The organism is Streptomyces rimosus (assembly GCF_008704655.1).
In the GTDB taxonomy this organism is placed as follows: domain Bacteria; phylum Actinomycetota; class Actinomycetes; order Streptomycetales; family Streptomycetaceae; genus Streptomyces; species Streptomyces rimosus.
In genome coordinates this window covers 8,262,649-8,286,881 of record NZ_CP023688.1, presented here as the reverse complement: position 1 = coordinate 8,286,881, position 24,233 = coordinate 8,262,649, and the positions used below count along the sequence as shown (strand labels likewise).

Sequence of the window (24,233 nt, the reverse complement as noted above, 5' to 3'; positions counted from 1 at the left end):
GCTTTCTTAAGAAATCTTCAGGCTTCCGGCAGCACCGGACACCCGTCGGTTCTTCAGGTTTTCTTCGGGTCGGTGTGCGCAGAATGCAGCCGCCCAGCCCTTCCTGCACCGCGCCGGGAAGCCGTGCCACGCGTTCCGGTGCCGCCCCATGGTCGCGCCGCCGCGGGAAGGGAGACGGCCCGAACTCGCGACGCTTTTGACGGTTAGGCAACCCATGCACATTGTCTTTCTTATTCACAATGCCTACGGCATCGGCGGCACCGTTCGGGCCACGTACAACCTTGCCTCGGTATTGTCCGAGCAGCATGACGTGGAGATGGTGTCGGTGTTCCGGCACCGCGATGTTCCGGTCATGGACGTACCGGCGAAGGTGCGTCTGACCCCTCTTGTGGATCTGCGGGCCGCGTCCGCCGATTTCGAGGGCGATGATCCCCGCCATGCGGAGCCCGCCAGGGTTTTCCCTCGCGCGGACGGACGGCACCGGCAGTACAGCCGTCTCACGGACGACCGTATCGGCCACCACCTGTCGCGGCTGGAGGCCGATGTGGTGGTCGGGACCCGGCCGGGTCTCAACACGCACATCGCCCGCCAGACGCGTGCGGCCGGCATCCGCGTGGGGCAGGAGCACCTGACGTTCTCGGGCCACGGTTTCCGGCTGCGGCACGAGATACGCCATCGCTATCAGCTGCTGGACGCCATCACCACGGTGTCCGAGTCCGACGCCCGGGCGTACCGTCGGCTCGATTTCCCGGGCGTACGGGTGGAAGCGATACCGAACAGCGTTCCCCGGACTGCCGTCGAGCCTGCCGACGGCAGCGGAAAGTCCATTGTCGCGGCGGGACGGCTGATTCCGCTCAAGCGCTACGATCTCCTGATCAAGGCGTTCGCCGAAGTGGCCGACCAGCACCCGGACTGGCATCTCCGGATTTTCGGCGAAGGGGACACCACCGGCAATGAGCGGGAATCCCTCACCAGCCTGATCAATGAACTGGGACTGAACGGCCAGGCGCATCTCATGGGCAAGGTCGATCCGCTCGAACCGGAATGGGCGAAGGGGTCGATCGCCGCCTCGGCCTCTGATCGCGAGTCGTTCGGCATGACCATTGTCGAGGCGATGCGGTGTGGTCTGCCCGTGGTCTCCACGGACTGCCCCGTCGGACCGCGCGAGATCATCAAGGACGGTGTCGACGGCTTTCTCGTGCCCACCGGCCACGTCGGCGGCCTGGCCACGGCGCTGCTCCGACTCGCAGGCGATGATCGGCTGCGCCGGCGCATGGGCGAGGCGGCGCTCCGCAATTCGGCCCGCTTCGATCCCGCGCTCATAGCCGAGCGGCACGAGGCTCTCTTTCAGGACCTGCTCCGGCGCGGGCCCGGACGCCGTTCGGTCGGCTTCCGACGCACGGCCGGCTTCCATGCGCGTACCCGTGCCATCGATACCGCGCACGCCATGCGCTCCACCGCGCGTGCCATGGCGAGCAGGCTCGGCACGCTGTGAACGGGGGCTCCGGTCGATTGTTCCTCCACCCGCCACGTCCAGGCGAAGAGCTCCCCCCGGGCAGCCACCAAGGGCCGGCTACCCGCCGCTAGCATGCCCCACCTGCCCCACCACATAGGAGCCCCCCTTCAGCGCCTCGGGCAATTCATGCCGCCCCCCGATGCACAACTTGCGGTAAGCGGCGGTCAGATGTGTTTCGACGGTCCGCAGAGAGACGTAAAGGTGCTCGGCTATCTGCTTGTTGCTCCATCCTTCGGCGGCGAGTGCGGCGACTCGTTCCTCGCCGGCCGTCAGAGAACAGGGGTCGGGTGTCCGGCCGCCCGCTTCGTGGAGCTGGTGCTGGAGGTTGCGCGCCGCTGCGGAGGCCCCGCATTTGACCGCGAGTTCCAGGCCGCGGCGCAATGCCGTACGGGCCCCGGGTTTGTCGTCGCGCCGCAGCAGGGCGCATCCGAGCGTGTGCAGGGCCCGCGCCAGTTCCAGTTCGGCGGGCGTGCGCTCCAGGACGCTCACCGCTTCCTCGACGAGGTCCAGGCCTTGCGTACCCTCGGTGACCCGGCCGACGGCATGCAGGGCCACGCCGATGGTGCGTGGAATGCGGCAGCGCCGCGCCAGTTCGAGTTCTTCCTCGGCGAGCGCCCGTGCGTCGCGCCCGTACCCCAGTCGGAGGCTGACGACGGCGGCACGTGAGCGCCAAGGGCCGATGGCCGGGCTGACGATGCCCGCTGTCTCGAAGTGCTGGCCGCTCTCGCGCAGCAGGGTCAGCGCACCGCGGTGGTCCCGTTGAGCGGCACGCAGCGCCGCGAGGCTCATGAGGAACCGCGGCCACTCCCACGAAGGCTCCGCCTGGTCCACGGCGGTGTGGGAGGCGGCCAGGTGTTCGGCGCCTTCCAGGTCGCCCTGGGCCAGGAGGGCGTCGAGGGTGATGGTGTCCAGCGTCATGCGGTACGGCAGTTCGCCGTGCGCGCGGGGCCGCTCGGAGGCGGTTCGCGCGATCTCGGCGGCCTGCGCCACGTGTCCCCGGCGCAGCGCGACGGCGGAGCGGTAGACCATCAAGGAGGAGGCGAGCAGCTCCATTCCTCTGTCCTTCGTCCCGTCCAGCAGCCGGCCGCACAGGGCGTCGGCCCCATCGAGGTCGTCCAGGTACAGCAGCGATCCGGCGACGAAGTAATGCAGCGGGAAGAGGTCGTGGGAGAGCGCCGGTGAGTTCGCCCGGGCCCGGTCGACCAGCTCGGTGACCCGGTCGGCCGGCTCGCCTGCCCGCAGGGCCGCGAAGGCACGGACGGCGAGCAGCTGCCGCTCCCCGGACGTACGGCCGTCCAGGTCGACGGCGGTGGCGCGCTTCTCGGCCCGGACCGTGCCCCGGATCGAGGGGCGTTCCAGCTCCAGCCATTCGATCAGCGCCTGCATCCGCAGCAGGGACTCACGGTCAGCGGCAGCAGCGCCGGTGCGCGTGCTCAGCTCCGTGGCCAGGCGCGCCAGGTCGGGGCTGCCGGCGCGCCCGCCGCGTGACATCAGGTGGGAGTAGGCCAGTACCGCAACGGCCTTGGAGCGGGCGTCGTCGTCGGTGAGGTTCTCCAGCGCGGCGGTGGCGTACGAGGCCGCGAGCGCGGTGTCGTAGTGGCTGGCGGCGACGGCCAGCTCCAGGAACACCCGGGCGTGCTCCCCCGGTGTGGCGGGCTGGAAGACCGCGTGCCGCAGATACGTCACGGCGGTCTCGGCCGCGCCCCGGCGCAGCGCTTCCCCGGCGGCCCGGCGCAGGACTGCCGGCGGCCAGGTGCCGGACACCGGGCCGGCCGCCATGACGTGCGCGGCCACCTCCTCGTCGGGGCGCCCGCTCAGGTGCAGGACCTGGGCCGCGCGGGCGTGGGCCGCGCCGACCTCCTGGGGCGTCCACTCCGCCAGCACGGCATCCCGTACCACCCGGTGGACGAAGCGTGGCTCTTCCCCGGACCCCAAGAGCCCGAGCGAGCGCAGCTCCGCGCCCGCCGAACGCACCACCGCCTCACCGGTGCCGCAGTACGCCGCGAGCAGCGACCACGGCATCCCGTCGCCCAGAACCGCCAGCCCGCGCGCCAGCTCGGCCACGGCCGGGGACCCCTGGCCCACCCGCTGCCGCACCTCGCGCAGCAGCGTGGGCAGGCCGAAGCTCCTGATCCGGTCCCGGTCCTCCCGCGTGGGCCGTACGCCGCCGCGCCGCGCGTCGCACAGCAGAGCGCGCAGGAAAAGCGGGTGCCCTTCTGTGGCGGCGTGGCAGGCGGCGCAGAAGGACGGGTCCGGCCGGGGTTCGCCGAACTCCAGCGCCACCAGCCGCGCCACGTCCGCCGGCTTCAGCGGCTCCAACGCCAGGGTGCGGCAGGCGGCAGGGTGCACGAGGGCGTCGTACAGGTCGCCGGGCGCCGGGCGCTCTCCGGTACGGGTGGTGACGGCCACCAGGATCGGGTGGGTGTCCGCCCGGTGGACCAGGTGCGCCAGCCACCGCAGCGACGGCGGGTCGATCCACTGAAGATCGTCGACCGCCAGCAGCAGCGGCTCGCGGCGGGACAGCCGGAAGGCGAGGCGGTCCAGGCCCGCCAGCGTCCCGGCGGCGTCGGCGTAAGTATCCGGGTCGCCGCCCCAGGGCCCTTCCGGGTCGAGGATGCGCAGCACCGTGTCCCCCACCCCGTCGAGCAGCGCCCGGCGTTCCTGCTCACCGGCCGCCGCGACCACGGGGTGCAGCAGCCGCCGCACCGCGCCGAAGGCGAAATCGCGCCGGAGCCGGTGGCAGCGCACCCGCACCTCCCGGAACCGCCGGACACTGTCCAGCCAGTGGTGCAGCAGGGCCGACTTCCCCATGCCCGCGTTGCCCGCGAGCTGTACGACGCGGGTCTGCCCCGCCAGTACCTGTTCCGCCACCTCGTCGAGGGCCGCCAGCTCACCGGTGCGCCCGGCCAACGGCAGCGGGCCTTCGCGGACCGGCCGGCCGGGCCCCGCCTGCCGCGGTGCGTCCCGGACGGCTCGGTCCCCCCTGCAACCGTCGTTCATCTCACCCCTACTCCCTTTCTCGCCCTGCCAGACGGCGGCCCCAGGGCCGGGGTTGCGTCTCGCCGCACGTATCAGCATGTGGACGTACCGCGGTGACCTGCTGCTCCCTCGCGGTTCGTGGTAGGCGGGAGGCGGTTCGGGCGGCCCGGCCGCCGTCGTTACGGGGCATCGCCTCTGCGCGGCCACAGCGGATCTCGTGGTCGGGGCCACGTGATCTCGTGGTCGAAGACGCGTGCTCTCCGGTCGGATATGCGCGATCTCTGACGGTCCGCGCGCCGGACGTCGGCGCGGACCCGAAATCGAGTGAGGTGACCGGCGTCGGAGGAACGACCTCGAAAGTGAGGGCGCCTCTTGGTGTACGCCTCGTCACACTGCGCACTTGTGGTGCGGCGCTCATCATTGTGCGCACAGCACGGCTGATTCCACATCTATCGTCCGGACTACGCCAGAAGTACCGTGTCCAGCTCCGATGCGCCGTAACGATCAGCCGACGGAGCCGGCAGACCGTTCCGCTTGCGCGGCACCGCAAACCCGTCCATCGGACCGGGTGAAGCCGACGGCCCAACCGCCACTTGCCCACACAGCCGGAGGGCGGCGCCCCCATGGGCGCCGCCCTTTCACGCTCGTCGGTGGGTCGCCGGTCAGCGACAGTTCACCCAGGCAACGGCATGCTGAAGAACCACGGCGGATCCCACGGAGTCGTTCCCAGGGGACACAAGGAGTCGGACGACGCGTCCCACTACATCAAGTCCAACAAGTTCCCGTGAGACGTGGATGGGCGTATGACCAGGAAGCTCACGGCCATGGCCGGCGGTATCGCGCTGACCGGTGGTCTGCTGGCCGGAAGCGCGGGTGCCGCCGGTGCGGCACCGGCCACTCCGAAAGCGCCGTCGGATTGCCCGTCGGGCTACTTCTGCGTCTGGGCAGGGCAGAACTACACCGGTCACCGTCAGCAGGTCGCGGGCACGAACAAAGACCTGACCCAGTACTCGGTCTTCCAGAACTTCAAGTCGTGGTACAACCACGGTGCCAAGTGTGACTTCGAGTGGTACTCGGACCGAATTCCCCGGACAAACCAGGGATGTCCGACCTGGTCAGCCCTTTGTCCGGACCGTCGGGAGCTTTGTGCGGGCTGATGTACGGACTTATGTACCGGAGGAGAACCCGCCCGCCTCACACCGCCGCCCGGCATGAGGCGTCGCGGTGGTCCTGCGCCGCGGCCATCAGCGCGTCCAGTGCGTCGCGCGTACGCAGCAGGTCGTCGATGTGGGCGGAGAGCCGCTCGCGTTCCGTGGCCATGCGTTCCAGGGCGGCGTGGGAGTGCGCGGCGCTGGGCGCGTCCACGCACGGCAGCAGTTCGATGATGGTGCGGCTGGACAGCCCGGCCGCGTACAGGCGCTGGATGAAGGCGACCCGTTCGATCTCGTACTCGGTGTAGTGCCGCTGCCCGCCGGCGCTGCGGGTACTGGTGAGCAGCCCCTGCTCCTCGTAGTAGCGCAGCGAACGGACACTGACCCCGGTCCGCGCCGCGAGTTCCCCGATCCGCATGGCACCCTCCCCGCTGTGTCCCCGGTCACAGGACTTGCATCTCACATTGATGTCAGGTTTTAGCGTACTCGTCGGGCCCGCCGCTCAGGGGGCTGTGACCGTGTGATCCGTACGAAGGAGTTCCGGCATGACCACGCTGTTCGACCGCCACCGCCTCGGCGGCCTGGAGCTGCCCAACCGCATCGTGATGGCCCCGATGACCCGGGTACGGGCCGCGGCCGGCGGCCTGGCCACCCCGTCGATGGCCGTCCACTACGCCCAGCGGGCCAGCGCCGGACTGATCGTCAGCGAGGGGGTGCAGCCGAGCCTGGTCGGGCAGTCCAACCCGGGGACGCCGGGGCTGTACACCGACGAGCAGGTGGCCTCCTGGCGGCCCGTCACCGACGCCGTGCACGTCAACGGCGGGCGGATATTCGCCCAGATCATGCACGGCGGCCGGGTCTCGCACCCCGACACCACCGGCCTGCGGCCGGTCGGGCCGTCCGCCGTCGCCGCCGTCGGCGAGGTGTTCACCCCCTCCGGGCCGCAGCCCGCGCCGGTGCCCCGTGCCCTGGAGACCTCCGAGGTGCCCGAGCAGGCCCGTTCGTACGCCGAGGCCGCCCGGCGCGCCGTCGACGCCGGGTTCGACGGCGTCGAATTGCACGGCGCGAACGGCTACCTCATCTCGCAGTTCCTCTCCTCCAACGCCAACCTGCGCACCGACGCCTACGGCGGCCCGGTCGCCCACCGCATCCGCTTCGCCGTCGAAGCGGTCGCCGCCACGGTCGACGCCGTGGGCGCGGCCCGCACCGGCATCAGGCTGTCGCCCGGCGCCGGCTTCTGGGGCGTGGCGGAGACCGAGGTACCCGAGTTGTACGCGGCGCTGCTCGCCGAACTCGCCCGCTTCGACCTCGCCTACGTCCATCTGGAGGCCACGGCCGAGGAGGAGGTGCTGGTCGGGCTGCGCCGCGCGTGGCCGGGCAATCTGATCGTCAACCCGACGGTTCCGATGGGCCCGAAGCAGGCCGACCGGGCCGCCGCCGACCACTGGCTGGGGCTCGGCGCCGACCTGATCAGCTTCGGGCGCGCCTTCATCGCCAACCCCGACCTGGTGGAACGGCTGCGCACCGGCCTGCCCATCGCCCCGGTCGACGAGGCTTCGTACTACCAGGGCGGCGACGCGGGCTACATCACGTATCCGGCGTACCAGTACACCGCCTGACCCGGCGGCGGTCCGCGCCCGGCACCGGGCGCGGACGCGTGGCGCGCCATGCCACGAGGGTGCCCGCGGCGCCGTACAGCATGAGCACGGCGCCGTTCCCGGCGTCCCGCCGCCGCTCCAGGGCCTGATGGTCCCGTTGCTGGTCGTACGTGCGTGTCGCCACCGCGGTGGACCCGTCCAGCACCGAGCACCCGGTGTCACCGGGGCGCATCGGGCCCGGACGCTCTTCCCCGTCGCGCACATTCTCCCCGGGACACACGACTTCCCCCGAGGCCGTCAGGGAACTCACGACGCTCGCCGTTCCCCACACCGCTGGTACAAGGAACAGCGCCACGAGGGCGACTCTGTACTTCACCGAACCCCCAGGGGACGAGGCAAGCCGTGTGCCGCGCGCGGCCGCGTATCTCCGCGCATGGCACGGCGCTACGGTAATACCCGGCCATTGCTCACCCGTTCCGGTCTCCTTCGGCCATCGCCGGGGCAATAGGTGCTGTGCGGCTACGGCTGCCGCCGGTTCACCACCTCGGCCGGTGCGGAATGCTGACCGGTTCGCCATCCCGACCGGCCCGGATCCCGGCCGTTGCGCGGACGCCCTGCAGTTCATTCGCCCCGGGGAGGTACACGTTGGTGCACGAGGTTCTGCGGGCCACATCGGACAGCCAGCTGTTTCTGGTCACCACGGCCCCGTACGTGGTGCTCGACACCGAGCTGCGCATTCGGGCGGCCAACCCGGCATATCTACGGGTCACCGGACGGACGCGGGACGACCTGATCGGCGCGTTCGTGTTCGACGCCTTTCCGGACAATCCCGAGGACCCCACCGCGATCGGCGTGCTGACCGCGGCACGGGGCATCAGCACGGACGACGCCGCCGTGTGGCTCCGGACCACCGCGGCTTCGCGGCGGCTCCCCCGGGCCGACATCGCCCGTACGGTCCTCGCTCGTTACGGGGTCTGACGCCGGGCGGCACGCGATCGGCGGAGGCGGCCGGACGGCGTCGGTGGCTCGGGGTTCCGGTCGGCCCGTCGTCGGTCTCGGTGGCGCGGTCGCCCAGGGCCGGACCGTCGGCGGGGCAGGGCGGGATATACGTTCTCACCATGTCCATGCTGACCTTTCCCCTCACGCCCCGGTTCCTCGACGCGTTGCTGGAACTGGCCGACGTTCCGTGGTGCCGCGATGCCTTCGACGAGGAGTTCCGGCGCCGGGGGTGGGCCCGCCCGGACGCCGGGGGCGAAACCGCCGTGGGATGGCTGGACCATTGGCCGCTCGGCGAACCGGACCATTCCTGGCACGTCGTACTCGGGGAATACCCGGGCTGCTCGAATTCCGACGACCCGGGCGTCGCCTGCGACGAACCAGCGTGCCACGAGGACTCCTTCCTCGCTTTTCCCCTGGCCTATGCGGCAATCGATTGCGTCGAGGCCGGGACCGGCCTGCCCGTGGACCCGCGGCACCTGTGGGGCGATCCGCTTCCGGCCTGGGCCACACACAACGCGGACGCCACCCAGGACGATTTCCTCGCCTGCTACACCGACACCGAACGCCTGCTCCGCGCCCGCCTGGGCGCACCGCTTCCCGCGGCGCCGCCCGTACCGTCGGACGAGCCCGAGCGGCAGACGTCGTGGCAGCGCGGCAATCGCCTGGTGAGTCTGTTCCTCGACGGAAATGAGGCTAACTACGGCCAGGACGACTGGATCGGCATCGACATCCGCCCCTTTCACTGAGACAGCACCGAGGTCCCTTTCCGGCCGGCACCGGGAAAGCGGATACACTCTCCTCTTTTGACCGGAATTACATGTCGCACAGGGAGACGCGTGAGCGCGGAACAGCAGGCCGGTACACGGGTGGAGATGTCGTACCGGGCCACCATCGAGGATTTGCGCGAGGCGTTGCGGGCCCGTATGCGGGCCACGCCCGCCGGACGCCGGACGAGGTGGCTGATGGTCGTGATCGCCGTGCTGCTGCTCGCCTACGCGGTGCTGTCCTCGGTGCTGAAGGGCACCGTCGACGTGCCCTTCATGATCACCCCAGCGGTCGTACTTCTGGTGATGCTGTTCGTGCCGCACCTGCAGGCCCGCCAGTTCTACCGGCTGCTCGATGCCGGAGGCCCGTGCCGCACGACGGTGGACGAGAGCGGCATCGCCGTCGCCAACCAGCAGCAGTCCAGCGTCCTGACCTGGCAGGCGCTGGCCCACTACACCGAGACCCCGCGGGTGTTCGTGCTGTTCAGCGGCGACAGAAACGCCACCAGCCTGACGATCCTGCCCAAGCGCGGGGCGCCGGGTGCCGGTGACGTCGACCGGTTGCGCGCGCTGTTCGACCGGCATCTGACGCGCGTCTGAGCCGGGGCGGTCATGGGGATTGAACTGGAACTCCGCTCCGCCCGGCCTGCGCGCGGCAAAGCGTCCGGGAGCACCCTGCTGCACGGGTCCTACCAACACGGGGAGGCGTTGGCCTGGGCGCTGAGCCCTTTCGTCCGGACCGGCCCGGGAAAACTGGCCTGGGTGGATCCGTACGGCGACACGCTGTTCAACGAGCAGGAAGCGCAGGCGGCGCTGCCGGAGGCCGCCGAGCTGATCGGGCGGTGCACCGACGCATCGCAGAAGGCCGCCCTCCAGGATCTCGCGGCGCTCCTGGAGCGGTGCGCGGCGACGCCGGGCAGTTATCTGTGGTTCATGGGCGATTAGGAGCCTCGGGGGACGGGCGGTGAGTCCGCCGACTCTGATACGCGAACGTTTCCGCAGCAGCCGTCCGCCCGCCCCGAGGAACCATCCGCACCGCCCCGAGGCGCCCCCGCGATGCACGCCGTGGCGATTCGGTTCCGTGACGAGCCTCACGAAGTTTTCCCGTGCCGCGTGTCGACCGAGCGCGGCCTGCGGGGCGTATGGCTGGTGAAGCGAGAGATCCAGGAGTGGCTGTTGACCGTCGAGGAGTTCGAGAGGTTCTACGCCCAGACGGTCGCGCGGCTCACGGGGCAGTTGTACGTGATGCTCGGCGACCTGCACGAGGCGCAGGACGTGGTGCAGGAGGCGTTCGTCAAGGGCTGGAACCGGCGTCGGCAGCTCGACCGGCACGGGCAGCCCGAGGCGTGGATCCGCACGGTCGCCTGGCGGCTGGCGGTCAGCCGGTGGCGGCACCTGCGCCGCAGTGCCGACGCGTGGCGGCGCAGTGGTGCGCCGTCCCTCGTCGACGGGCCGGAGCCGGCGCAGGTCGCGCTGGTCGAGGCGCTGCGGGAACTGCCTGCCCAGCAGCGCCGCACGCTGACCCTGCACTACCTCTGCGACTTGACCGTCGAACAGATCACGGGCGAGACGGGGCTCTCGGCGAGCACCGTCAAGACCCATCTGAGCCGTGGCCGCAAGGCGCTCGCCGACCGCCTGCACGACCCGCGTACCGAGGAGGCGCCCGGTGCCTGAGCCCCAGGACCCGCTGCGGTCCCTTTTCCAGCAAGCGGCCGACGCCGGGCAGGACCGCGCCGTGGCCGCGCCCGTCGCCGAGATCGCCGCGCGCGGCCGGAGGGCGCGCCGGCGGCGCGTCGCCGCGCTGGTGACGGTGGCGTGCCTGGTCTGCGCCGGCGGCGGCGCCACCGCTGCCGCGCTGCTGTCCCGGCCACCGGCCCCGGTGGGACCGGCCGGGCCGCCGCCCGGCCGGCCGGCTCCGGACCGGCTGCCGGCGCCCGAGGCCACCGCGTCCGCCTCCTCGCCCCCTCCCACCCCGACGGCCACGATCAGCGACATCCCCACGGACAGCGCCTCCGCCACGGACGGCGCCTCCCGAGGAACGGCCACCGAACCGCCGCCCTGAGCCGCCCGCCTTCCGTAACCCGGCGGACCGCCACCGGGCGCTCCGGCCTGCCTGCCCCCATCCAAGGAACCCGATGCCCCCTATATCCACCGATGTACGCGACGAACCCCACCCACCGGCGGCGCCCCGGCGCTCCCCGGGGCCTGCCACCCGGGCCGGCCGTGTGCGCTGGGGCCTGCGGGTCCGCGCGAGCCGGCGCCTGAACCCCGGGGACCGGGACATCCTGTGGCTGTACCTGTCGACGCGTATCGGGATCTGGGTGACGGCCTACTGCGCCCGGTGGCTGTTCCCCTCCGATCCCGCCACCCAGGATCCCGGCGCGCTCCTCGCGCCGTTCCAGCACTGGGACTGGGACCACTTCCAGCACATCGCCGATCAGGGTTACTTCCCCGGGCAGGCCGGTCCATGGCAGTCCGACTGGGACAACCGGGAGGCTTTCTTCCCCGGCTTTCCCCTGGTGCTGCGCGCGGTGCACCTCCTGGTACCGGACTGGGGGCTGGCCGGGCTGACGATCTCGTTCGTCTCCGGGGCCGTCGCCGTACTGGCCCTGGCCCGCATCACCCGCCACCACCTGCCCGACGCCGAGGCGGGACGGCGCGCCGTCCTGTTCTTCCTCGTCTCCCCCTGCGCCGTCTTCCTGGCCGTCGGCTACACCGAGGCCCTCTTCCTGGCCCTGGCCCTGCCCGCCTGGATCGCGGCCCAGCGCCACCACTGGCCCCTGGCCATGGCGCTGACTGCCGCGGCCACCGCCGTACGCGTCAGCGGCCTCTTCCTCGCCGCGGCCCTCGCCGTCCACTTCCTCCTCACCCTGCGCAGCACCCGCAACCTGCGCCCGCTCCCCTGGCTGGCCCTGCCGGCGCTGCCCCTCGCCCTCTTCAGCTGGTACCTGCGCGCCCACACCGGCGACTGGATGGCCTGGAAGCACGCCCAGGAACGCGGCTGGTTCCGCTCCTTCCACACGCCCTGGGAAGCCTGGAGCAACACCTGGAGCAACGCCTTCGGCCACGCCCAGAGCACCGGCTACGCCTTCATGTTCCAGGCCGAGCTGGTGACGATGGTCGTCGGAGTGGCCCTGCTCGTCGTCCTTGCGCGCAAGCGCCGCTGGCCCGAGACCGTCTACGTCGCCCTGAGCCTGTGCGCCCTGGGAACCTCGTTCTGGTACGTCTCCATCCCCCGCGCCGCCCTCCTGTGGTGGCCGCTGTGGATCGCCCTGGCCGCCTGGAGCCTGCGCAGCCCCCGCTTCAAGACCCTGTACCTCTGCACGGTCGCGCCCCTGACCACGGTGTTCGCCCTGTCGTTCCTTACGGGGCGCTGGACCGGGTGATCGGGGCGGGTGATCGGGGCGGGCGGGTGACCCGCCGCCTCGTACCCGTTGACGTCACCGGCGGGCGTTGAGCCGCGCCGCCTGGCGCGTCAGATAGTCGCGCTCGGCGAGGTTGGGTGCCTTGTGGGCCGCCTCCGCGTACAGCCGGGCCGCCGCCGTCAGGTCGCCGTCGCGCTCGTGGAGGTACGCCGCCACCGCGGCATGGCGGGGCAAGGACTCGTCCAGCTCGGCGAGCGCCGCCAGCCCGGCGCGCGGCCCGTCGGCCTCGCCGACCGCGACCGCGCGGTTGAGCCGGACGACGGGACTGCCGGTCAGGCCCGCCAGCTCGTCGTACCACTCGACGATCTGCACCCAGTCGGTCTCCTCGGCGCGCGGGGCGTCCGCGTGGAGGGCGGCGATGGCGGCCTGGGCCTGGAATTCGCCCAGCCGGTCGCGGGCGAGGGCGGCCTGCAAGATCGCGACGCCCTCGGTGATCGCCCCGGTGTCCCACTGCGTACGGTCCTGCTCGGCGAGCGGCACCAGGCTGCCGTCGGGCGCGGTACGGGCGGCACGGCGGGCGTGGTGCAGCAGCATGAGGGCGAGCAGCCCCGCCACCTCGGGGTGGTCGATCACGGCCGCCAGCTGCCGGGTGAGCCGGATGGCCTCGGCGGCGAGGTCGATGTCGCCGGAGTAGCCCTCGTTGAAGACCAGGTAGAGCACGCGCAGCACGGTGGCGACATCGCCGGGCCGATCGAGGCGGACTCCGGAGACGGTGCGCTTGGCCCGGCTGATGCGCTGCGCCATCGTCGCCTCGGGCACCAGGTACGCGCGGGCGATCTGGCGGGTGGTCAGGCCGCCGACGGCCCGCAGCGTGAGCGCGACCGCGGACGACGGCGTCAGCGACGGGTGGGCGCACAGGAAGTAGAGCTGGAGGGTGTCGTCCGCGGCGGGCGCGGGGCCCGGCTCCGGCTCCTGGTCGACGAGGTCCTCGCGCCGGCGGCGTGCGGTGTCCGCCCGCCGCGCGTCGAGGAACTTGCGCCAGGCCACGGTGACCAGCCAGCCCTTCGCGTCCCGCGGCGGGTCGGCGGGCCAGCTCCGGACCGCCTCGACCAGGGCGTCCTGCACCGCGTCCTCGGCCGCCGCGAAGTCGGCTCCGCGGCGGACGAGGACGGCGAGCACGCCCGGCGTCAGGCTCCGGAGCAGCGCCCCGTTCACCGGTGGGGTCACGGAGCACTCACTCCGTGATGGTGGGCTGCGCGCTCAGGAACGGGCGCAGCTCCAGCCATTCGTGGATGGGCTTGCCGCCCGCCCCGGGGGCGGCCGACAGCTCCCCGGCCAGTTCGACGGCGCGCTCGTAACTGTCGACGTCGATCACCATCCACCCGGCGATCAGGTCCTTGGTCTCGGCGAACGGGCCGTCGGTGACCGGCGGGCGTCCCTCACCGTCGTACCGGACCCACGTCCCTTCGGGCGCGAGCGCCTGGCCGTCGACGAATTCGCCGGTCTTCTCCAGACGGGCCGCGAAGTCGTGCATGTACTTCATGTGCGCCGAGATCTCCTCCGGCGTCCACTGGTCCATGCAGACGTCGTTGACCGGGGCCGGAGCGCCGCGGTAGTGCTTCAGGAGCAGGTACTTGGCCATGGTGGTTCTCCTCGGTGCCGGTGCGACCCATTGTGGTCACCTTCGCCCCTGGGACGGAGCCGGTCACGGGTTCTCGACATCCCCGTACAAGATTTTTTCCAACGCCCCGTGCGCATGCTCCTGTCCCCACGGTCCCGGCGCCGCCTCAGGCCGCCGGACGGCGGCCCCAGGCGGAGATCAGCGGCCCGGTGGCCAGGTCGAGGCCGCCCGCGGCGATGTTGGCCAGATGGCGGTCGATCTCGTCGTCGGTGGCCAGTCCGGCGGCCACGAGCTTGTCGCGGACCTGACGGACGGTGGCCTCCTCCAGCACGGTGCACGCCGGTGAGGCGACCGGGAAGTACGCGTCGGCCTCGACGTCGGCCAGCCCCGCCTCGCGCAGCAGTCGCGGCAGCTTGCGCCCGTACGCGAGGTCCGCGCCGCGCTGCCGCATCAGCTCGCGGAAGCCCTGGCGCAGCCTGTTGGCCAGCTCCTGCTCGGGCCCGTACTCATCGGGGCAGACCAGCGGCTGCAACGCCGGATCGGCGTCCTCCAGCACCAGCCATCCGCCGGGGCGGAGGGCCCCGGCCATGGACCGCAGGGCCTTGTCCCGGTCGGCGACGTGCACCAGCACCAGCCTGGCGTGGATGAGGTCGAACGGCCCGCCGGGCGGGGGCGCCTCGGACGCCACGTCGTGGCGCAGCACCGCGAAACCTCCTTCGGAGGCGCCGCCCACCCAGGACGTGTCGATGTCGGTGGCCACCACGCGCCCGGTCGGCCCGACACGCCCACCCAGCCAGGCCGGCACGCTCGCCCCACCCGCCCCGACCTCCCAGCACCGCCACCCCGCACCGACCCCGACGCCCTCAAGGTGCCGGAACGTCCACGGGTCGAAGAGCGCCGACAGAGCGGCGAACCGCTCCCCTGCCTCGGACTGTTGGTTGTCGAGGAGGTATTCGTTGCCGGTGGGTTGCGGTGTGTCGTCTGTCATGAGCCGATCATCTCAGGCGGGGCTGTTCGGTCGGTACCGTACGGATCAATCGCCTCCATCGCCGCCGTTCGCGGCGAGCATGCCGACCACCGGCCGGTGGGCCGGGTCGTCCGGCCGGTGGACGGCGCAGGCGCGGGTCCAGCAGCCAGTCGCGCCGGCCGGTCGGCATCGCGCCCAGTTTCGCGGACCTCCCGGATCATCGCCGGTGTCGCGAAGCCCAGTTGCCCACCCGGACGCAGAAACCGCATGAGGTACGGCAGATAACTGTCCGCCGTGCCGAAGTACTCGAACGCGTCGACGCTCACGATGGCGTCAAAACTCTCCGCCTCGAACGGCAGGGCATGCGCCTTCGCACGCACCGCCTCCACACGGTCGCCGACACCGGCCTCGGCGAAGACGGCGGCCGCCTCCTCCGCGGCGATCCACCAGTCCGCCGCGACGACTTCGACGCCGTACTCGCGGGCCAGGAACACCGAAGTGGCGCCCCGGCCCGACCCGAGGTCGAGCACCCGCATGCCGGGCCGCGGCAGTCACGGGCACCGGCCCAATCGGATCAAGAAAGCCGGGGCACCGCATACCGCGCCGGCGCACGCCGACAACAACGCCCAATCGAAAAACATTTCGATGCAGGGCGGGCCCCGCTGCTAACATCCCCTCAGCGCGAGACACGCGTCGTCACGGGATGAGGAGGTTGATGAATATGGCCGCCGTCGGCCCTCATCGGCATGCCCTTGTCCGGCCCGTGCGCTAGCAACACGGGCCGGTCGTTCCACCACGACGACTGAGAGTGACACGTGTCCGCTTCCACCTCTTCCGCCCGCGCGCAGCTGACCACCGACCGCCTTGTCCTTCGGCCCTGGAGCCTCGATGAGGTTGCCGCGGTCATCGACGACCGAAGGTCGGCGGACTGGGCCGACGACTTCCCCGCCGAAGGCGACCGCGTCATCGCCCGCCTCTTCGAGCAGCACCCCGGGTGGCTCGACGACCACAGTCAGCGCCTGATCATCGAGCGCGACAGTGAGCTGCTGGTGGGCTCCATCGGGCTGTTCGGGCCGCCCGGCGACGGGCAGGTCGAGATCGGTTACGGTCTCGTGGCATCCCGCCGCGGCCGGGGTTACGCCACCGAGGCCGCCCGTGCCCTGACGGACTTCGCCCTCGCCTTGCCCGGCGTGCACACCGTGGTCGCGGGCGCCGAGCTGTCGAACCCGGCCTCGATGCGCGTACTGGAGAAGGCCGGTTTCCGCCGCTACGCCACCGAGGAAGCGGAGAACATCGCCCGCTTCATGATCACGCGCTCGGACCGCCACCAGCGGTGACAACACAGGGCCGGCGGCCTGCCGCCGGCCCCTCCGCGGCCCGCCTCGCTGATCCTCAGGCGGCCGGGAGCACCGCGGTGGCCGCTCGCGGCTGCCGGGCGGCGGCCAGGGCGTGCACCAGCGCGGCGAGCGACAGGCAGGCGGCGAGCCCCGCCGCGGCGGAGGCGGGAAGCGGCGGCAGGAAAATGTGGTGGAGAGTTTGCGAAAGGGCCGAGGGGGCGAAAGGAACTCCCGCCAGTACGTGCTGGGCCATTGCCGCCACGGAGACCAGGAATCCGGCCGCCAAAGGGACGACGGTGTTCTTGACGAACAGCAGGACGCCCACCAGGACGCAGAGCGCCGGAAGGCCGATGGCCGCGATATCCACCAGGATCGACGCGCCGCGGTGCAGCCCCGTGGGACTGTGCGCCCCGCCGCACAGCAAAAGGCCCAGGCCCGCCAGTCCGGGAAGCCATCGCGCGGCGGCGAAGGAATGACCGGACTCCGCTGACTCGTACGCCCCCTCGGCATCGTTTTCAGCCGGTGCCACACCCTCTTCGAAGCCCTCGGCACTTTCGAGCGCGCTGTCCTTCATACGCTCCGCCACGAGCGAGGTGATGAGTTCGGCCAGCTCTTCCACCGAACGCCGGCCCGCCGCCGTACGTGTCGTCTGCGAGCCGGCACGAGCGGCGTGCGGTGGCTGGTGCAGCAGGGTGACCAGGCGGCTGACCTCGGCGACCGGCCGCTGCTCCGCGGCCCTGCGGAGAATGGTGTCGGCGCCGTCGGGCGACCGTGGCGGTTGCGACAGCAGGTGCACCAGCTGCGCCACCTCGTGTACGGGCAGTTCCGTCGCGGCCGTACACAGCGCCTCGTCCGCCGCGCATTTACCGTGCGGAGATCTCTCCAGCAAATCGACGAGGCGCGCGACTGCGTCCAGCGGCTGGCAGGCCACGGCCGTACGAACCAATTCGTTGACGGGGTCCGCGTAGTCTTCGGGTGCGTTTTTGTTCGCCTTGACTTCTGGCCTCATGGGCTTCCTCTCCCGTACCGAGAAGCTGGTTCCTGTGCACGCGTTCGGCATTGCTGCGCCGGGACAAGATCCAGTCCTACTTCATGACCGGAAGGTCTGCGACTTTTACGGCCGCCGGGAGAGCGGGAATGCACTCCCCTCCGCCAGTGCGGCCGGCAGCAGCCCCAGCGGCGGAGAGCCGAGAGAAAGGACGGCGCTGTGGAATCGCCGGGCGGAATAGACGTCGCCCCAGCGCCGCCGGGCTTCCTCCCGCAGGTCGCGCAGGGCGAGCTTGCCCCAGGTGTAGCGGCCGTAGGTGGGGTCGAAGGTGGCGCGTTCGGCCTCCGAGCGGGCGGCGCGGCCCGAGAGGTAGGTGTCCCCCTCAAAGCGCCGGGCGGCTTCCGGCACGTCCATGGCCCCGGTGTGCACTCCGATCGCGCAGGCCAGCCGTACCACCCTGATCAGCGCTTCCGAGCAGACGCCGATGGCGAAGCGGGGGTCGCCCGCCCGGAAGCCCTCCTCCACCATCAGCTCCTCCCCGTAGTGCGCCCAGCCCTCCATGAAGGTGAGGGACTGCAGGACGCGCCGGACGGGACCGGCGGCCCTGCGCAGGCACCGGGCGTGCGCGAAGTGCCCGGGCACCACCTCGTGCGCCGTGACGGCGGGCAGCATGGTGGGGCTGAAGACGGTCAGCCACTCCGCGGCGTCCTCGGTACGCCAGTCCGGCTCCGGCAAGGTGAGGTGGTACCAGGACGGAGCGTCGGGTTCCCCGGGCGCGGCGAAGGCCATCATGGCCCAGGTGTCCTGGCGGGACGGCGGCGTGGGGCCGACCCGTACCTCGCCGTCGAGGTACGGCAGGAGGCCCCGGCCGCGCGTGAAGGCCATCAGCTCTGTGGTGACGGCTCGCGCCCGGTCCAGTACGGCGCCGGCCGGCGAGGGTTCCCGTACGAGGTCCCGTACGAGATCGTGCGGGTGGCGGCCGGGAGCCAGCCGGTGGCATGCCTCGCGCAGCAGGAGGCGCAGCCGTCGCGTCTCCTGGTCGGCCCGTTCGGCCAGGCGGGGCAGGCTGACGTCGAGCCCTTCGGGGGCGCCCATGAGCAGGGCGAGGTCGCGCTCGCCGAGTGCGGATCGCGGGTCGCCGTGCGCGGCCGCGTGCCTGAGGCATGTCACCAACCGTGCGTGTGCGCTGCGGGCGCGTACGGCGATGTCGGCGTCGGCCATTGCGGGCGGGATGACCGCGGTGAGGCTGTCGGCCGCGCCCAGCATGGCGCGGGCCGTGGGGGCGTTGACCTGGTCGAGCGAGCGGACTGAGGCGTCGATCGCGGCGGGCCAGGACGCGAGGTGGGCGCGCTTGGCGCGGTCCCGGTCGGCGGCCGGCGCGTACTCCCGGTCGTATACGCACAAGTCGAGGTTGAGCAGGTGGGGCAGCGGATTGCGGCGGTGCATCTCGAGGTCGCCGTAGACCGTGCGGAGGGCCTTTTCGAAGATGCGGAGATGTGCGGCGTCGTGGGAATCGGGTGAGTCGAATGAAGGCGGCGACTGGTGGGTGCCGGGCGCGCGGCCGCCGAGTGCGGCCAATCCGGCACGGATGCCGTCCTGGGAGAGGTCCTGCACATGGCCGTCGTATTCGTGCAGGCCGGCTTGTTCGCGTACCTGCTCGACCATCAGGTCGCACACCGCGCGTAACCGAGCGTCCATGGGCCCGTATTCCTTCCGTTTCCGTCCCTGGTTCCTGCGGAGGGGCGATCAGTTCAGCTGGAGGATCAATGGGCGGGCGTACGGAGGAGCAGTTCGCGCTCCTCGCGGGCCACGTCCGACAGAATTTCGACCATGGGCTCCACTCCGGGCGAGTGAGCCCCCTTGGGGAACGCGACCCACACCCGGCGGGGCGGGAAATGGCCCGCCAGGGAACGTACAGCGAACCTTTCACCGCTGCGGGCCGCGAGCAGACCCGGAACGAGCGTGACACCGGCCGCCATCTCCACCAGTCGGCTGACCGCGCTCCAATCCCCGACCCGGAAACGGATATGCGGCTCGAATCCCAACGCCGCCTCGAATTCCGGCTGCGGGCCGAGACAATCCGGGTGGGCACCCTCGATCCACGATTCCTCGGCCAGGCCGCGCAGTACGCGCGGTGACAACTCACCGTGGCCGGCCGGACTGTCACGGCCGACGGCCACGAACAACTCCTCCTCGAACAGCGGCAGAATATCCAGCCCACCGGCCTGGCCGGACGACCCGGCCCCCGCCCGCTCCCCCGTCAGGTCCCAGTCGGTGAGCAGCGCCATGTCGATCAGCCCGGACCGCAGGTCCGCGACGTGGTGGCGGGTGGTCGAGCCGGACAGTGAAAGTCCCACCCGCGGATAGCGTTCGGCGAAACGGGCCAACGCCCGTGGCAGCAGATACGCGTTGACGCCGGCGAAGCCGCCTATACGCAGCCGTCCGCCGCGCAAACCGTTCAGAGACCGTAACTCCTGTTTTACGGAGACGATCTGCGAAAGAATACCGCGTGCCCGGTCGGCCAACAGCAGCCCCGCGTCGGTCAGCCGGACACCGCGGCCCAGCCGCAGTACGAGTTGCGCCCCCACCTCCTGTTCCAACGCCTCGATCTGTCGCGAGACGGCCGGCTGACTGAAGGACAGCGCACGGGCCGCGGCCGACATCGAACCCCGGTCGGCGATCTCAATGAGCACACGTAAACGGTGTAGGTCACGCATGCTCGGAAGATAGAGCAGCCATGCGAAATCCGCAATTGCGCTCTTGCGCCGGATCCGGAAATCTGGTGGGGCGGTTGCCCCTCCGGGCAGCCGGCCGGCATAGAGGAACAGGACATTCCATGAGTGCCACACCCCACCCGAAAACACCTGAGCAGGAAGCCGATTTGGCAGCCCCTTGCAGGCAGTACTCCTGGACCCCGGAAGTCCACGACCTGTACGGCGCCCCGGAGTCCATCCTGAACAAAATGGACTCGCACAACATGGAGCTCACCGAGCGCCGCATTTTCGTCCTCCTCACCGAAAGCGAGAACCTGGCCCAGGTCCGTTTCTTCGAGCAGGTGAAGGGCAAGGAATACGCGGTTTCCGCCTGGACCGGCGAGTCCCTCGGCGGCGCCGGCGGAGCGATCGGCGAGACCATCCTGAAGAACAAGGGCATCAACTGCGTCGGCGAGCAGGTCCGCGGCCTGCTCGCCGGGTTCCCGATGGCCGCGCCCGCCACGGTGCCGGCGCCGGCCAACGCCCGGGCGGCGTTCGCCCACACCGTCCGCGCACACGGTGAAGGCACCTTCACACGCGCCACGTTCGCCCTTCTGTGCTGACCCCCGCGGCACAGCGCCGATCCGGCCGCCCCGACCAGCGCGAGGGCGGCCGGGTCTTCGCACGGCTGTGGGCCGCGACGGCGTCGGCGAACCTGGGCGACGGGCTGGTCATGGCCCTGATCCCGTTGCTCGCCGTCCACTTGACGGCCTCGTCGGGTCTGGTCGCGGGCGCGAAGCTGACGCACACGCTGCCCTGGGCGGTGGCGCCGCTCCTGGTCGGTCTGCTCGTCGACAGCATGGACCGCCGCCGCCTGATCATCTTCTTCCACCTCTTCCGCGCGGCGGCACTGTCCGCCCTCCTGGCGGCCCTCCTTCTCGACGCCGGCGCCTTCTTCGCCCTCTGCCTCCTCTATCTGGTCGCCCTCTGCCTCGCGGTCGGCGAGTCCGTCGCCGACATCGCCACGACCGCCCTCGTCCCCTCGGTGGTGCCGCGCCACCGGCTGGAGTGGGCCAACTCCTGGATACGGGGCACCGAGTCCGTACTGAACGAGTTCGTGGGGCTGCCGCTGGGCGGACTGCTGATCGCCGCCGGTCCGGCGTGGGCGGTGGGCGGCGCGGGTGGCCTGTATCTCGTCGCGGCCGCTGCCATGGTGATGCTGCACGGGACGTCGCAGCGGGTGGCCCAGGCCAGCCATCGGCCCGACGCCAACGGGCGCGACCGGCACCAACTCACCGCAGGCGTACGCCTCCTGTGGCGCAACCGGCCGTTGCGCACGCTGACCCTCATGAGCACCGTGATGGCGGGCTGCTGGAGCGCCTGGCTCGCCGTACTGGTCGTGTACACCGTCCAGGGACCGGTCGGCCTGTCCCCGGCTGGATACGGTCTGCTGCTGACGGCCCTGGGCGCGGGCGCGGTGATCGGTGCGGCGCCGGCCCCGCGCCTCGCCCACGCTCTGGGCGTCCGCCCGATACTGGCCGCGGACGTGGTGGCGTGCGTCGTCATGCTCGGCACCCCGGCCGTGAGCGCCGACGTCGCGCCGATCGCCTGCGCCACGTTCCTCGGCGGGGTGGGCAGCGGCCTGTGGAACGTGGTGGTCATCTCCCTACGGCAACGCCTGGTGCCTCACGGCCAGTTGGGCCGGGTCAGCGGCGCCATCAGAAGCCTTGGCTGGGGCGGCATGCCGCTGGGCGCCGCGCTGGCCGCCGGTCTCACCGAACTGACCGGCCCACGCCCGGTCTTCGCCACAGCCGCCCTGCTCACCGCGCTCACACTGATTCCCCTGCTCCGCGTCCTGCCGCCCGGCGGGGCGGTCGACGAGCGGCCATGAGGGGTACGCGTACGCCCGTACCGCCGGAAATCAGCGGGGCTCCGACGGCCACGCCCTGGGGAACGGCACGCGCAACGCGTCCGCCGGGACAGCGGCGTGGTCCGCGGCAGCGTGCAGGCGTCGTCGCGCAGGACGACCGCGCCGCTGCCGAGCATGGTCGCGGCCAGCTCGGCGGCGAGGGCTTCAGGGGCGCGGTCAGGAGCCGTGCCGCGTCAGTCAGCCAAGCCCGCGCGTGCAGGTACGGCTCGACCTCACCGGCCGGCGCAACCGCAACTCAGCGCCGTTCGGCAGCCTTTCGCGCCTGCCTCCCGACCGGCGATCGCGTAACCGTATTCCGACGAGCCCACTTCGTGAAAGGGGCCGTCGATCAGCAGTACGGCAGCCGCGACTCCGTTCAGCCCGTTCAGCAATCCCGCACACACCAACGGCACGAACTCCAAAGGCAGCCGGCCTTCTGGTGCGGCGCTCAGCAACTCCATTGCCCCGCCTGCCCCTGGAGCGATCACATCCTTCACCGCAGGTTCCCGGTGATAGATCGGCCAGCGGATTTGCCGGACGGCCCGCTGTTAAAAGTCGGCCAGCCGCTGGAACAGTGCTCCCGGTGTCACATATCCCGGCCAGCGGCCGTCGGAGAAGAGATGGATTCCGGCGTCGTGGTAGCTCTGATCGACGAGTTGGGAGCAGATCATGTGGCCGGTCGCGGCCACGTAGCGGCGCAGGCCCGGGAACGGGATGCGGAGGCGGTGGACGGCGATGGCCAGGTAGTCGAGGAAGCTGTACGGGACGCCCTCGTAGCGGCGGCCGGCGGCGCCTATCGCGTCGCGTTGCCGGTCGGTGAGCCCTTCGGGGCACACGTACAGGATGTTGGCGCCGTCGTAGGCCGACAGCGGGCGGATCGTCGCGCCGCCGGGTTCGGCTTCGACGATCATTCCGTCGGGGAGCACGAGGAAGGCGTGCTGGTAATCGGCGAAGCCGTTTCCGTTCAGCCATTGGCCGATACGGATCAAGCGGCCGACATTGCCGCTGATTTGGGTGAGACCTATGTCTCCGGGCATGGGCAGGGCGTGCTGCATATGCGGCTCCGAGCACACACGAGGGGGTTTTCTGTGTGATACCCAACGGGGAGCCGTTGAAAGAGCCCGCGGAGGAAAGGTTCGGGTGAATCGGGAGGCGGCGAACCGGGTTCAGCCGAGTTCGTAGTGCCAGCAGCCGTCGGCCGGGTCGTACCGCATGTGCACGCGGGCGGCGGCGCGCAGCCGGTCCCGGTCCTGCCGGGTCACGGTCACCGTGCCGCCCGCCCGGTCGACCACGTACTTGAGCGCGGATTCGAGTTCGTCGCGTCGGCGGGCGAGTTGCGCGTACTCGTGCTGGAGTTGTTGCAGCCGTGCTTGCAGCACGAGGATCTGCCGCTCGGGAGTGGAGTCGTCGTTGGCCATGATGCCGGCGTCCTCGGCCGCGGACCGACGGGCGAGGCGGGAGAGGCGCCCCGCCCGGTCCGTTCGCGTGCCGGCAGGCACACCCGGTGGGAGCCGGATGTGCCCACCTTCAAGGCGCTGGGGCGATCAGTCCTGATCCAGATCCCCGAAACGGGCGGCCGAGTTCCAGTTGCCGCTGCCCCAGTTGTGCGAGGCGAAGCTCGGCGCATTGGTGTACTTGCTGATGTTCACGAGGTCGTCGTCGTGGCCGTGGGCCTGAGCCGCGACCGCACCGGCGGCGGACAGACCCACCACCGCGAGGCCGACGAAGAGCGGACGCATAACAGAACGCATACCAACATCCTCCTTTGAGGCGTGCTGAGAGTGACTGACAGCGTCGATTCAACCCTCGGCGGCCGATCATATGAAAGGAGAAACGCTACTTTTCTCCCGATATACCCGGTTGGCGGACAGGGAGGGGCGGGGGCCGGAGGAGAGCCGCGGGGCGGGCGGGCCGACGTGGGGCGTTGGGGGCGATGGGGTGGCGCGCGGACGGGGCGTGCGGGGACGGAGGGTGTGGGCCTGGACACATATGGAGGATTCCGTGCACCGGACACGTACCGGTCGGAGCAGGTCAGCGCCGTGTGTACGGTGCACCGGGCCGGGCCGGGCGGTCGTACGGACGCCGAGGGGCCTGCGGCCGGGGGCCGTTGTCAGTGCCCGCCCCTAGCATGGATGGCATGCCCCCAACTCCTCCCCTTTCCACGGGTGCGCCCCCTCCCGCCGCCGACGCGAACGAGGCGATCCGGCAGTTCGTGCGCGCTCGCCGTGGCCGGTCGTGGACGGCAGAGGACCGTGCGGAGTACGCGCGGTTGCTGGAGATATGGACGAGCGCCGTGGACCGGACGACGGCCGGGGTCGGCTGAGCGGAAGAGGCGGTGGAGGACAA

Annotated in this window: 26 protein-coding genes and 1 pseudogene; 14 read left to right on the top strand and 13 right to left on the bottom strand. The window is 71.2% G+C overall.

Annotation, left to right across the window (positions count from 1 at the left end):
- Positions 1 to 214: 214 nt before the first annotated feature.
- Positions 215 to 1,495: a glycosyltransferase family 4 protein gene (locus CP984_RS36350; protein WP_030177796.1), complete on the top strand. Its 1,281-nt coding sequence runs from the start codon at positions 215 to 217 to the stop codon at positions 1,493 to 1,495.
- 78 nt (positions 1,496 to 1,573) lie between these two features.
- On the opposite strand, the gene CP984_RS42705 is transcribed toward CP984_RS36350, so the two are convergent.
- Positions 1,574 to 4,516 (bottom strand): helix-turn-helix transcriptional regulator, encoded by a 2,943-nt coding sequence (locus CP984_RS42705; RefSeq protein ID WP_003986071.1) that lies wholly within the window; start codon positions 4,514 to 4,516, stop codon positions 1,574 to 1,576.
- Between the two features lie 782 nt (positions 4,517 to 5,298).
- On the opposite strand from CP984_RS42705, the gene CP984_RS36340 reads away from it, so the two are divergent.
- Positions 5,299 to 5,652, top strand: a complete 354-nt coding sequence (locus CP984_RS36340; protein WP_078575192.1) for a peptidase inhibitor family I36 protein — start codon at positions 5,299 to 5,301, stop codon at positions 5,650 to 5,652.
- Between the two features lie 37 nt (positions 5,653 to 5,689).
- Here CP984_RS36340 and CP984_RS36335 read toward each other — a convergent pair whose 3' ends face one another.
- Positions 5,690 to 6,064 (bottom strand): MerR family transcriptional regulator, encoded by a 375-nt coding sequence (locus tag CP984_RS36335; RefSeq protein WP_003986074.1) that lies wholly within the window; start codon positions 6,062 to 6,064, stop codon positions 5,690 to 5,692.
- Between the two features lie 127 nt (positions 6,065 to 6,191).
- Here CP984_RS36335 and CP984_RS36330 point away from each other — a divergent pair, with 127 nt between their 5' ends.
- The 8 genes from CP984_RS36330 (at position 6,192) to CP984_RS36295 (ending at position 12,393) form a co-directional block, all read left to right on the top strand.
- Positions 6,192 to 7,265 (top strand): alkene reductase, encoded by a 1,074-nt coding sequence (locus tag CP984_RS36330; RefSeq protein WP_003986076.1) that lies wholly within the window; start codon positions 6,192 to 6,194, stop codon positions 7,263 to 7,265.
- Between the two features lie 627 nt (positions 7,266 to 7,892).
- Positions 7,893 to 8,222, top strand: a complete 330-nt coding sequence (locus CP984_RS42700) for an ANTAR domain-containing protein (protein ID WP_003986078.1) — start codon at positions 7,893 to 7,895, stop codon at positions 8,220 to 8,222.
- Positions 8,223 to 8,362: 140 nt separating this feature from the next.
- Positions 8,363 to 8,989: a hypothetical protein gene (locus CP984_RS36320; protein WP_003986079.1), complete on the top strand. Its 627-nt coding sequence runs from the start codon at positions 8,363 to 8,365 to the stop codon at positions 8,987 to 8,989.
- 90 nt (positions 8,990 to 9,079) lie between these two features.
- Positions 9,080 to 9,607 (top strand): YcxB family protein, encoded by a 528-nt coding sequence (locus CP984_RS36315; RefSeq protein WP_003986080.1) that lies wholly within the window; start codon positions 9,080 to 9,082, stop codon positions 9,605 to 9,607.
- 12 nt (positions 9,608 to 9,619) lie between these two features.
- Positions 9,620 to 9,952: a hypothetical protein gene (locus CP984_RS36310; protein WP_003986081.1), complete on the top strand. Its 333-nt coding sequence runs from the start codon at positions 9,620 to 9,622 to the stop codon at positions 9,950 to 9,952.
- A 231-nt stretch (positions 9,953 to 10,183) separates the two neighbouring features.
- On the top strand, positions 10,184 to 10,681 hold the full coding sequence (locus CP984_RS36305; RefSeq protein WP_030177803.1) for a SigE family RNA polymerase sigma factor: 498 nt from the start codon (positions 10,184 to 10,186) through the stop codon (positions 10,679 to 10,681).
- On the top strand, positions 10,674 to 11,069 hold the full coding sequence (locus CP984_RS36300) for a hypothetical protein (protein ID WP_050498761.1): 396 nt from the start codon (positions 10,674 to 10,676) through the stop codon (positions 11,067 to 11,069). Before CP984_RS36305 ends, CP984_RS36300 begins: the two co-directional genes overlap by 8 nt.
- A gap of 73 nt (positions 11,070 to 11,142) precedes the next feature.
- Positions 11,143 to 12,393 (top strand): mannosyltransferase family protein, encoded by a 1,251-nt coding sequence (locus CP984_RS36295; RefSeq protein WP_030177806.1) that lies wholly within the window; start codon positions 11,143 to 11,145, stop codon positions 12,391 to 12,393.
- A gap of 54 nt (positions 12,394 to 12,447) precedes the next feature.
- Here CP984_RS36295 and CP984_RS36290 read toward each other — a convergent pair whose 3' ends face one another.
- From CP984_RS36290 to CP984_RS42340, 4 genes and pseudogenes are all read right to left on the bottom strand, one after another.
- Positions 12,448 to 13,587, bottom strand: coding sequence for an RNA polymerase sigma factor (locus CP984_RS36290; RefSeq protein WP_003985884.1), 1,140 nt, complete (start codon positions 13,585 to 13,587; stop codon positions 12,448 to 12,450).
- A gap of 19 nt (positions 13,588 to 13,606) precedes the next feature.
- Entirely contained in the window at positions 13,607 to 14,014 is a 408-nt protein-coding gene (locus CP984_RS36285) for a YciI family protein (RefSeq protein WP_003985883.1), read from the bottom strand.
- Between the two features lie 145 nt (positions 14,015 to 14,159).
- Positions 14,160 to 14,981, bottom strand: coding sequence for a methyltransferase domain-containing protein (locus CP984_RS36280; RefSeq protein WP_003985882.1), 822 nt, complete (start codon positions 14,979 to 14,981; stop codon positions 14,160 to 14,162).
- 173 nt (positions 14,982 to 15,154) lie between these two features.
- A pseudogene (locus tag CP984_RS42340) lies at positions 15,155 to 15,505 on the bottom strand (SAM-dependent methyltransferase); the annotation flags it as partial.
- 270 nt (positions 15,506 to 15,775) lie between these two features.
- Here CP984_RS42340 and CP984_RS36270 point away from each other — a divergent pair.
- The gene (locus CP984_RS36270) at positions 15,776 to 16,297 is read left to right on the top strand and encodes a GNAT family N-acetyltransferase (RefSeq protein ID WP_003985880.1); all 522 of its coding nucleotides are present in this window, start codon (positions 15,776 to 15,778) and stop codon (positions 16,295 to 16,297) included.
- A gap of 55 nt (positions 16,298 to 16,352) precedes the next feature.
- Here CP984_RS36270 and CP984_RS36265 read toward each other — a convergent pair whose 3' ends face one another.
- The 3 genes from CP984_RS36265 to CP984_RS36255 form a co-directional block, all read right to left on the bottom strand.
- On the bottom strand, positions 16,353 to 17,306 hold the full coding sequence (locus CP984_RS36265; protein WP_003985878.1) for a hypothetical protein: 954 nt from the start codon (positions 17,304 to 17,306) through the stop codon (positions 16,353 to 16,355).
- Positions 17,307 to 17,411: 105 nt separating this feature from the next.
- Complete coding sequence (locus CP984_RS36260; RefSeq protein ID WP_030177818.1) at positions 17,412 to 18,983, bottom strand: DUF885 family protein; 1,572 nt, start codon at positions 18,981 to 18,983, stop codon at positions 17,412 to 17,414.
- A gap of 65 nt (positions 18,984 to 19,048) precedes the next feature.
- Positions 19,049 to 20,002 (bottom strand): LysR family transcriptional regulator, encoded by a 954-nt coding sequence (locus tag CP984_RS36255; protein WP_078575185.1) that lies wholly within the window; start codon positions 20,000 to 20,002, stop codon positions 19,049 to 19,051.
- Between the two features lie 119 nt (positions 20,003 to 20,121).
- Between CP984_RS36255 and CP984_RS36250 the strand changes: the two genes are divergently transcribed.
- Together CP984_RS36250 and CP984_RS36245 are read left to right on the top strand one after the other, a co-directional pair.
- The gene (locus CP984_RS36250; RefSeq protein WP_129820910.1) at positions 20,122 to 20,601 is read left to right on the top strand and encodes a hypothetical protein; all 480 of its coding nucleotides are present in this window, start codon (positions 20,122 to 20,124) and stop codon (positions 20,599 to 20,601) included.
- The gene (locus CP984_RS36245) at positions 20,595 to 21,869 is read left to right on the top strand and encodes an MFS transporter (protein WP_003985874.1); all 1,275 of its coding nucleotides are present in this window, start codon (positions 20,595 to 20,597) and stop codon (positions 21,867 to 21,869) included. The genes CP984_RS36250 and CP984_RS36245 overlap by 7 nt, the downstream gene beginning before the upstream one ends.
- A 251-nt stretch (positions 21,870 to 22,120) precedes the next feature.
- Here CP984_RS36245 and CP984_RS36240 read toward each other — a convergent pair whose 3' ends face one another.
- From CP984_RS36240 to CP984_RS36225, 4 genes are all read right to left on the bottom strand, one after another.
- Positions 22,121 to 22,384, bottom strand: coding sequence for a hypothetical protein (locus tag CP984_RS36240; protein WP_129820909.1), 264 nt, complete (start codon positions 22,382 to 22,384; stop codon positions 22,121 to 22,123).
- A 51-nt stretch (positions 22,385 to 22,435) separates the two neighbouring features.
- Complete coding sequence (locus CP984_RS36235) at positions 22,436 to 22,942, bottom strand: hypothetical protein (RefSeq protein WP_003985873.1); 507 nt, start codon at positions 22,940 to 22,942, stop codon at positions 22,436 to 22,438.
- Between the two features lie 111 nt (positions 22,943 to 23,053).
- Positions 23,054 to 23,305 carry a hypothetical protein gene (locus CP984_RS36230; protein WP_003985872.1) on the bottom strand — a complete coding sequence of 84 codons (252 nt, stop codon included), beginning with the start codon at positions 23,303 to 23,305 and terminating at the stop codon, positions 23,054 to 23,056.
- Positions 23,306 to 23,431: 126 nt separating this feature from the next.
- Positions 23,432 to 23,638: a hypothetical protein gene (locus CP984_RS36225; RefSeq protein WP_125519862.1), complete on the bottom strand. Its 207-nt coding sequence runs from the start codon at positions 23,636 to 23,638 to the stop codon at positions 23,432 to 23,434.
- A gap of 386 nt (positions 23,639 to 24,024) precedes the next feature.
- On the opposite strand from CP984_RS36225, the gene CP984_RS36220 reads away from it, so the two are divergent.
- Entirely contained in the window at positions 24,025 to 24,210 is a 186-nt protein-coding gene (locus CP984_RS36220; protein ID WP_100246723.1) for a hypothetical protein, read from the top strand.
- The last annotated feature ends 23 nt before the right edge of the window (positions 24,211 to 24,233 follow it).